The sequence below is a fragment of the Streptomyces phaeoluteigriseus genome, assembly GCF_001896135.2.
GTDB classification, from domain to species: Bacteria; Actinomycetota; Actinomycetes; order Streptomycetales; family Streptomycetaceae; genus Streptomyces; species Streptomyces phaeoluteigriseus.
The window spans coordinates 1-2,039 of sequence record NZ_MPOH02000025.1 but is presented as its reverse complement, the minus strand read 5'-3'; the positions used below and the strand labels follow the sequence as shown (position 1 = coordinate 2,039).

The window sequence follows — 2,039 nt, the reverse complement described above, 5'->3', positions numbered from 1 at the left end:
CGCGGACCGGGCCACGCGGAAGTCCAGGTCGGTCCGACCGGATCCCGCGTCCGGGCCACGCGGACCGGGCCACGCGGAAGTCCAGGTCGGTCCGACCGGATCCCGCGTCCGGGCCACGCGACCGTCCGAAGCGAACCGGTCAGGTGTCGCTCGCCCGAAGCACCGCCGCGGCCCAGCCGGCGGCCGCGGCGGCGGAGCAGGCCAGAGCCCGCCGTTCCCTCGCCGCGCAGGGGCGGGGACGAGCGAGCGGCGGCATACTTCGAAGGGGGGCCGTGCATCCCCAGGGAGACTCGTGATGGGGCGGAGTCACCATTTCCACCTTGATGTCGGCGGGCACTCGGTGACCGTGAACATCGATCACGGCCGTCATGGTGCCGCGGAGCTGCTGGTCGACGGCAAGGAAACCGGTCGCGCCGAGATCCATGGGCGTCGTCCTCTGACCCTGACCGGCGAGCTGCCCACCGATCCTCCGAGGCCCGTGAGCGTCCGCGTCACGCCGGGGCCGGGCGGTGCGCCGCGCTGTACCGCTGTGCTCGACGGGGCGGAGACGGTGATGCCCCCACGGGCATTCTGAACCCAGGTGTCCCGCGGCAAGGCGCCGCAGGCACGGAGGTCGCGGCACCGGCTGCCGGAGAGCGCTGTCCGGGCGCCCCTGACGAGGGGAGGAGCGAGCCATGAACGGGCCGGTGGTGGTGGGAGTGGACGGCTCGCCCGCTGCCCTGGCAGCCGTGGACGCCGCGGCCCGAGCCGCGACACTGCGAGGCGTGGAACTGCGTGTGGTGCACGCCTTTCTGTGGCCGGCCATGCACGCGCCGCCGGCTTCGTCAGTGCTCGGACCTCCCACCGCCGCCCTGCACGAATCGGTCGAACGGATCGTGGTGGACGCCGTCGAACGTGCGCGGGGCCAGGCGACGGGCCTGCGTGTCGACCATGCCGTGATCGTCGGTGAGGCATCGATGGTTCTGCGGGAACAGTCGCGCACGGCACAGCTCGTCGTGGTCGGCCACAGAGGCTCCCAGAGGCTCGCCGAGTTGCTTGCGGGGTCCACCGCCGTAGAGCTGAGCGCGCACGGTCACTGTCCGGTGATGGTCGTCAGGGGACGCCCCGACCCGGCCGGTCCGGTGGTGGTGGCTGTCGACGGTTCTCCCCAAGGACAGCCCGCCATCGCGTTCGCCTTCTCCGAGGCAGCCCTGCGGGGCGCGGACCTGGTCGCGCTCCACGCCTGGAGCACCTGGACCGATCACCGCGAGCACGCGCTCGGCCGCCCGGTGGACCTTGTGGAGATCGTGGGCGAGGTGGACCGGCTCCGGCAGGAGGAGGAGCGAGAACTGGCCCTGGCCCTCTCAGCGCACCGCGAGCGGTACCAGGGCGTCACCGTGCGGCCCCGCCTGGTCCGCGGCCGCACCCGCCCGGCCCTGATCGAAGCGAGCGCACACGCCCAGCTGATGGTGGTCGGCGCGCGGGGGCACGGCGGCTTCACCGGCCTGCTCCTCGGCTCGGTCAGCCAGGCAGCCCTCCATCACGCCCAGTGCCCGGTCACCGTGGTGCGCTCCGACCTCTGATCACTCCGCCGTCGGCCGCGGTTTCCCGCTCCCACGGGCACGGCGCACGGACTCAGCCCGGCCACCCACGCAGGTGAGGTGCTGCCGACGACGGTCATGGTCGGCTCCGCGGGCAGGGCGGCGGACCGATCGCTGTGCGACCCGGCCGCCTCCAGCCGTGCCCCGTCCCGGGCGCGGCTGGAGGAAGATCGCCGCACGCCGCACGCCGCACGCCGCACGCCGCACGCCGTACGGGGACAGGGCGGAAACTCCCTGTCCCCGTACGCGAGGCGCCTACGACCGGCGTGGCGCGGTGCTCAGTACTGCTCGGTCTCCACGAAACCCGCGTCCGCGTCGTCGTCGGCGCCGAGGGCGTCGGCGACGGCCGCGGGGTCGAATCCGGGCGGGCTGTCCTTGAGGCCCAGGCCCATGCCGGCCAGCTTCGCCTTGACCTCGTCGATCGACTTCGCACCGAAGTTGCGGATGTCGAGCAGGTCG

2 protein-coding genes are annotated in these 2,039 nt (G+C 73.5%); one reads left to right on the top strand and one right to left on the bottom strand.

Going from position 1 to position 2,039, the window contains the following annotated elements:
• The first annotated feature begins 674 nt into the window (after positions 1 to 674).
• Complete coding sequence (locus BM536_RS37030) at positions 675 to 1,562, top strand: universal stress protein (RefSeq protein WP_073500192.1); 888 nt, start codon at positions 675 to 677, stop codon at positions 1,560 to 1,562.
• A gap of 296 nt (positions 1,563 to 1,858) precedes the next feature.
• Here BM536_RS37030 and BM536_RS37025 read toward each other — a convergent pair.
• A partial coding sequence (locus BM536_RS37025; RefSeq protein ID WP_281258619.1) for a DNA-directed RNA polymerase subunit alpha C-terminal domain-containing protein occupies positions 1,859 to 2,039 on the bottom strand: 181 nt, incomplete at its 5' end.